The sequence below is a fragment of the Streptomyces spinosisporus genome, assembly GCF_022698145.1.
Lineage (GTDB): Bacteria > Actinomycetota > Actinomycetes > Streptomycetales > Streptomycetaceae > Streptomyces > Streptomyces spinosisporus.
In genome coordinates this window covers 125,218-131,816 of the sequence record NZ_JALDAX010000022.1, presented here as the reverse complement: position 1 = coordinate 131,816, position 6,599 = coordinate 125,218, and the positions used below count along the sequence as shown (strand labels likewise).

General features: G+C 71.9%; 5 protein-coding genes. 1 reads left to right on the top strand and 4 read right to left on the bottom strand.

Annotation, left to right across the window (positions count from 1 at the left end; genetic code table 11):
* Window positions 1-307: 307 nt before the first annotated feature.
* Entirely contained in the window at window positions 308-2,611 is a 2,304-nt protein-coding gene (locus tag MQN93_RS38390; RefSeq protein ID WP_242713119.1) for a polysaccharide lyase 8 family protein, read from the bottom strand.
* A gap of 156 nt (window positions 2,612-2,767) precedes the next feature.
* Between MQN93_RS38390 and MQN93_RS38385 the strand changes: the two genes are divergently transcribed.
* Window positions 2,768-3,322, top strand: a complete 555-nt coding sequence (locus tag MQN93_RS38385) for a YceI family protein (RefSeq protein WP_016432462.1) — start codon at window positions 2,768-2,770, stop codon at window positions 3,320-3,322.
* 50 nt (window positions 3,323-3,372) lie between these two features.
* On the opposite strand, the gene MQN93_RS38380 is transcribed toward MQN93_RS38385, so the two are convergent.
* Genes MQN93_RS38380 through MQN93_RS38370 form a run of 3 tightly spaced genes read right to left on the bottom strand, consistent with a single transcriptional unit; the run spans window position 3,373 to window position 6,592 of the window.
* Entirely contained in the window at window positions 3,373-4,113 is a 741-nt protein-coding gene (locus MQN93_RS38380) for an ABC transporter permease subunit (RefSeq protein ID WP_242713118.1), read from the bottom strand.
* Window positions 4,110-5,657 (bottom strand): DUF1349 domain-containing protein, encoded by a 1,548-nt coding sequence (locus MQN93_RS38375; RefSeq protein ID WP_016432464.1) that lies wholly within the window; start codon window positions 5,655-5,657, stop codon window positions 4,110-4,112. Before MQN93_RS38375 ends, MQN93_RS38380 begins: the two co-directional genes overlap by 4 nt.
* Window positions 5,654-6,592: an ABC transporter ATP-binding protein gene (locus tag MQN93_RS38370; protein ID WP_242713117.1), complete on the bottom strand. Its 939-nt coding sequence runs from the start codon at window positions 6,590-6,592 to the stop codon at window positions 5,654-5,656. Before MQN93_RS38370 ends, MQN93_RS38375 begins: the two co-directional genes overlap by 4 nt.
* Window positions 6,593-6,599 lie beyond the last annotated feature (7 nt).

The window sequence follows — 6,599 nt, the reverse complement described above, 5'->3', positions numbered from 1 at the left end:
GGTCAGCTTGCCCTTGGCGTGCTGCGCCTCGGTCGCCTTCTCACTCGGCCCGGCCAGCGCCCGAGCCCGGATCTCGTGCAACTCGGCGACCCGGCCGCGCGCGTCCGCCGGCTCACCCGTCGGCTCACTCGGCGCCTCATCCAAAACGGTCATGTAGTGACCTTACGAAGCCGACCCAGGAATGCGAGCCGTCGACTCCTCACAGTCTCCGGCCCGTTTTCCTGGTACCCCTGAACAGAACCTGGACGGCATGCAGGCGTTCCGACTGCTCAGAGGGCTTCCGGCTTGTGGAGGTCACACAAAGCCGTCAGCCGAGAGTCACCTCACATCGGTGAGTGGCACATGACACTCCCGGGGCAATCCGGAGGCGCAGACGACGGCCGGTGGACAGGACCTCCACGGTGTCGTCGGCGCTCACCACCCCGCGGACCGGACGGTCCCAGATGATCTCGAACGGTTCACCCGTTCGGGGTGGTTCGCTCACGCAGAGGGTAGCGGTCCGGCCGCGTCGCCGGATCAGCACGCTCGCGGCCGCCGAGACGGTCAGCGGGCCCGCTGTGCCGCTCTGCCAGAAGTTGGCGGCCACAAGGCCCAGGGAAGGGACCCGGACCGCCTGACGGGCGCCGTCGTTGGCGAGTACCGACAGCCAGTGGCGGTCGGCGGCACGGGCCGCGACCGTCCGGCGGGAGGCGCCGGGCATGAGGACGTAGACGTACGCCGCCTCCCGGGGGTCCGTGCCGTGGTCGAGCCAGAGGGTCTGCCAGCGGCGTGTGGCCTGCTCCGTCGTACTGGTGGTGTTGATGTCGGACCAGGCGCCGGTGCGGTCCTCGCGCAGGGTGTGCAGGCCGCTGCCGGGGACCAGCCAGCCGCCGTGGCCCTCCAGATGGGCCCAGTCGTGGCCGCGTACGAATTCCTGGGTCCCGCCCTCCCCCAGATTGCGGTTGTCGACGATCGTCTCGACCGGGACGCCGTCGGTGCAGGTGATGCCCGCGCCCAGGCAGATCACCGCGTCCGCCGCGCAGAACCAGGACTTGCGGGCCCGCAGCGTCGAGCCGAGGCCCCGCAGATCCTGGCCGACGGCCGCGTACGTGCCGTCCGTCGTGCCGCCCACCCAGCGCACGTCCGGCTTGGGCGCGCCCCACTCGCCGCCCGCCTTGTCGGGCAGCCGCAGGGTGGAGACGGTGGTGCCGGGCAGGCGGTACCAGTCGACGGTGGGCCAGAACCAGTCGGTGTACTGGTCCGAGCGGCCCTCCGGCCACCAGGAGAGCATCCCGGCGCCGGTGTGCCAGCCACGCGGATTCTCGCCGTTGCCGCACTCGTAGTACGTGATGCGGTCGCTGCACATCGCGATGCTCGCCGTGAAGCCCGTGCCGCGGTGCACGGCACGGTCCATCGCGGGGAAGAGCCGGTGGCCGGGGGGCTCGGGGGCGGCCGGGACCGGGGCGTCGGCGACCGCGTGCAGCCGGGCCAGGTCGGCGACGCCGAACTGCGGGGCCGTCAGGATCGGCGTCACCGTGTCCCGCTCGATCCAGCCCTTGACGTACGACTGCCAGCGCTCGCGTTCGGCGTCGCTCGCCCCGCCGGCCAGGAGTGCGATCGCGGCGATGATGCCCTGACCGTGAAAGTGGTCGCTGCGCATGACGTGCAGGTCGTCGCTCTTGAGGTAACCCCGGCTTATGGCGCGGCCGTTGACGCAGTCCATCACCAGGCCGTCGTGGATCAACGGCGCGTAGGCGTGCTCGACGCTGTCGAGGACGATCTGCCGGTTCGGGTCGGTGACCTCCCAGGCGGAGCCGGCGAGGAGGGTGAAGAGGCGCCCGAGCCCGTCGAGCATGACCTGTCCGTACGTCCCCGAGTACGCGACCCAGGTGTGCTGCACGAACGAGCCGTCCGCGTAGAGCCCGTCCCCTTCGGTGACGTAGGGGAAGACCGGTGAGAGGGCGTCCCGGGCGAGCGCGATCCTGGCGTCGGCGCGGCCCAGGATGCCGCGCAGGACGACCGAGCGGCACAGGTCGACGCGGTTGGCGCCGGTGGAGGTGCCGGAGTAGTCGGTGAGCATCGAGTCGGGGATGAAGTGGTCCACGGCGGCGCAGGCCGCGGCGGTCTGCTCGTCGCTGAGGTGGTCCCGGAGCGCGGCCACGATGTCCATCAGCAGCCGGGGGCTGCCGATCTGCCACTCCCACCAGTTGCCGTAGCGGGTGGTGGAGGGGTTGTAGATCGTGGCGGAGAGGTGGTCGAGGCCGCGCAGGACGTCCGCGAGGAGGGCCGGGTCGCCGGTGGAGCCGGTGCCCTGCTGGAGGTAGGCCTGGGTCATCGTCCACAGGCGGCTGTAGCTCTGGGTGATGCCGGCGGGCGGGTCGTAGGGGTAGCCGGGCCAGAGGGAGGTGGGGGTGGGGGCCATGGTCGCCTGCACCGCGCGGGCGAGGTCGCCGGTCTGCGCGAGCCGGGAGGCGTACGGCTCCGCCGTGGGGTCGTAGCCGGTGCCGAGGGCGATGTCGAGCCAGCGGCGGCGGAGGGTCTCGTAGACGTCGGGCTCGGCGGCGCGAGCGACGGGAGCGGCCGCGGCGACGAGGGCGGCCGCGAGGAGGACGGCCCGGCGCGTGGGTCTCATGGAACCTCTGCGGTGTGGGTTCATGCCCTGTGCATCTACCACCACAGGAGCCTCCCGCCAACACACCGCGGATGATGTTGAAAGTTGAAGGGAATAGGTCTACGGTCGTTCTCGTTAGTTAGTTCAACATTCAACATCAACCCGAAGGAGTGCGTCATGGCGAACCCCGAGCTGGCTGCACTGACCGGCGACTACACGATCGACACCGCTCACTCGACGATCGGCTTCACCGTCCGTCACGCCATGGTCACCAACGTCAAGGGCAAGTTCCTCGACTTCACCGGCTCGCTGCACCTGGACGGCAGCGACCCGTCCGCGTCCACCGCCTCCATCGACGTCAAGATGGAGAGCATCGACACGGGTTCCGCCGACCGCGACGGGCATCTGAAGAGCGCGGACTTCTTCAAGATCGACGAGTTCCCGACCATGACCTTCCGTTCCACCAAGGCGGAGTCCCTCGACGGTGACGACTACCGCATCACCGGTGACCTGGAGATCCTCGGCACCACCAAGCCGGTCACCATCGACCTCGAGTTCAACGGCGCCGCGAAGGACCCCTTCGGCAACGAGCGCGTCGGCTTCGAGGGCAAGGCGGAGATCCTGCGCTCCGAGTGGGGCCTGACCTGGAACGCCGCGCTGGAGACGGGCGGCGTGCTGGTCTCCGACAAGATCAAGCTGAACTTCGACATCTCGGCGATCAAGAACGCCTGATCCGGCCCGTCCGGGGGTGTTGCGTTCGAGGGCGGGCGCTTGGTCATGCCTCAGGCGTCCCGCAGCCCGAACGCCACTCCCCCGGCCACCAGCAGCCCCGCGGCGTAGGCCGCCAGCACGCCGAGGCCGGGCCACGGGGCGATGGGGAGGCGGTCGAGGTCGCGGGTGGCCTGGATGGAGAGGGCCGCCGGCATGGGGGTCCAGCGGTTCAGCCGGTGCTGCCAGACCGGCGAGCCGAGGAGGTCGGCGAGCAGCGGGACCACGTAGAGGAGGCCCAGGCCGAGGGTGGCGGCGGCCGCGGTGTCCCTGAGGAGGGTGGCCAGGGCCAGGCCCAGGAGGGCCACCAGCGTGAGGATGAGGACCGAGCCGGCGGTCGCGCGCAGCGTGGGGCTCTCGACGGGGAGGACGAGGTGGGCCGTCCACAGCGCGGCGGTGATCGCCACCGCTCCGGTCGCCGCGGTGAGCAGGGCGAGCACCGCCGCCTTCGCGGCGAGCAGGCGCCGGCGCTGCGGCATCGCCGAGAGCGTCGTACGGACCGTGCCGGTGCCGTACTCCGAGCCCATCGACAGGACGCCGAGGACCAGACAGGTGGCCTGGCCGAGCCACACCCCCGTCAGGCTCAGTTTCACCGTGTCCTCGTGGCAGGCGTCGGGGGACGGGCAGACCCCGGTGGTGAGGGAGGAGGCCGCCGCGGCGCCCACCGCCACGGTCAGCAGCACGGTCGAGCCGAGCAGCCACCACGTGCTGGGCAGGGTACGGAGCTTGGTCCACTCCGCGTGCAGCCACCTCATGCGTCCCTCCGGCGCAGTCGCCAGGCCGCCAGCAGCAGGGCGGCCGCGGCGTAGGCGGCGAGGACGGCGAAGCCGTTCCACGGGGACAGCGGGTAACAGCCGCTCTCCGGAAGGCAGTTGACTTTCACCTGCGGATAGCGCGTGACGCCCTGCTGGATCGCGAACGCCGCCGCCGGGGTGACCCGCAGCAGCCATTGGGCGGCGGGCAGCGGGAAGGCGAAGGAGAGGATCTGCGGCAGGATCACCAGCGCCACCACCGTCGCGATGGTGCCCGCGCTGTTGCGCAGCACGGCTGCGACGCCCAGGGCGAGGACCGCCACCAGGGAGAGCAGGGCCGCGCTCCCCACCACCGCGCGCAGCGCCGGGTTCTCCAGGAGGGAGAGGTCGGGGAACTCCGGTGGGGCGAAGCCGTTGTGGCGCAGGACGCGCTGGGCGAGGCTGAAGCCGACAGCGGTGGCGAGGAGACCGGTCGTGAAGGTCACGGCGGCGATCACGGTCGTCTTGGCGGCGAGCACCTTCAGCCGGGCGGGTGTCGCCGTGAACGTCGTACGGATCAGGCCCCGTTTGTATTCGCCGGTCACGAAGAGCGTGCCGAGGGCGACCATGAACAGGACGCCGACGAAGACGCCCTGGAAGCTCATCTGGACCATGTCGGGGCCGTCCAGGGCGGGTGCGATGTCGCCGCGGCCGGTGAGGGTGTAGGTGCCGGAGGGGGACACGTCCGTGCGGCCGGGCTGCGCGTCCTGGGGTGCTGGGCCGTTCGGGGCGGGGCCGTTCGGTCCGGGGCCTCCGACGTCCGTGCTCTTCCAGGCGGTTGCGGTGGAGTCGCCCCGGAGGGCGAGACGGTCGTAGGTGGCCGTCACCGTGCCGCCGCCGTAGGTCTCGCTGGTGCCGCTGAAGGCGCGGTGGACGTTGTTGTGGGCGGGGGTGGCGGCGAGGAGGCCGACCTGCACGGTGCGCGGCAGACCCGGCAGCCGTACGTCCTCGATCTTCGACCAGGTGCGGCCGTCGGCGGACTCGTAGCCGGTGAGGTGCTGTCCGCTGCGGGTCAGGCGCAGCCAGTGCGGGGTGGTCGCGATGTCGGACGCCGAGCCCGCCGTGTCGTGGGTGAAGTTCCACTGCATGCGGATGCCGTGGGCCGGGGTGGCCACGACGGCCGCGTACCGGGAGCCCTCGTCCAGGTTCTGCTTGACGATGACGCCGGCCTTGGCCCAGGGTTCGATGCCCTTGCCGTCGGCGCTTCTCAGACCGGTGACGCGGACCGTGACGCTGCCGTCGCCGGTCAGCGGGCGGTGGGTGAAGCGGAAGACGTCGACGACGCGTTCGCCGCCGGGGCCGAGGGTCACGGGACCGCCGCCGCTGGTGCTGGAGCCGCTCGCGCCGAGCCGGCAGACGAGGACGACGGCGACGACGGCGACGCCCAGGACGACCGGCCAGGCGCGGACGGTGCGGAACTTGGTCCACTCGGCGTGCAGGAGGCGGCCGAATCCGGCCCGCGCCGGATGGAGGCGGGAGCGGTACGGGGTGCGGGTCGGCGTCGTCACGAGGCCACCTCGTCGATGCCCGCGGACGCCGTGAACTCGACCGCGTCGCGGGTGAGTTCCATGTACGCCTCCTCCAACGTCGCCCGGTGCGCGCCCACTTCGGCGAAGGGCACGTCGGCGGCATTGAGCAGCTCCACGATCCGGCGCGCCTGAAGGCCGGTGACGGTGAGGGTGTCGCGGCCGGTGACAGCCACCGTGGCGCCCTGTGCGGTGAGCAGCTCCATGGCCTGCGTACGGGCGTCGGTGCGCAGCCGCACCCGGTCGCCCGAGGCGGCGGCCAGGAGATCGGAGACGGCCGTGTCGGCGATCAGCCGGCCCCGCCCGATGACCACCAAGTGGTCGGCGGTGTCCTCCAGTTCGCTCATCAGGTGGCTGGAGACGAGGACGGCACGGCCCTCGGCGGCGAGTGTGCGCAGCAGGGTGCGCATCCACTGGATGCCCTCGGGGTCGAGGCCGTTGACGGGTTCGTCCAGGAGCAGGACCGGGGGGTCGCCGAGGAGCGCGGCGGCCAGGCCGAGGCGCTGGCGCATGCCGAGGGAGTAGCCGCCGGCCCTGCGGCGGGCGGCCGTCTCCATGCCGACCTGCTGAAGAACCTCGTCGACCCGGCCGGCGGGCAGGCCGTGGGAGTGGGCGAGCCAGCGCAGATGGTCCCGGCCGCGCCGGGCCGGGTGCAGGGCGGCGGCGTCCAGCAGGGCGCCGACCTCCAGGAGCGGGGTGCGCAGGGCGTGGTAGGGGCGGCCGCCGATGAGGGCGGCGCCCTCGTCGGGGGCGTCCAGGCCCAGCAGGGCCCGCATGGTGGTGGACTTGCCCGCGCCGTTCGGTCCGACGAAGCCGGTGACCGTGCCGGGCTCGACCCTGAAGGACAGGCCGTCGACCGCGAGGGTCCGGCCGAACCGCTTGCGCAGGTCCAGGACTTCGATCGTTGCGTCGCTCATGGAGAGG

Coding starts and splice junctions, on each gene's coding strand:
- MQN93_RS38390 (WP_242713119.1), bottom strand. CDS start 2,611: ATGAGACCCACGCGCCGGGCCGTCCTCCTCGCGGCCGCCCTCGTCGCC.
- MQN93_RS38385 (WP_016432462.1), top strand. CDS start 2,768: ATGGCGAACCCCGAGCTGGCTGCACTGACCGGCGACTACACGATCGAC.
- MQN93_RS38380 (WP_242713118.1), bottom strand. CDS start 4,113: ATGAGGTGGCTGCACGCGGAGTGGACCAAGCTCCGTACCCTGCCCAGC.
- MQN93_RS38370 (WP_242713117.1), bottom strand. CDS start 6,592: ATGAGCGACGCAACGATCGAAGTCCTGGACCTGCGCAAGCGGTTCGGC.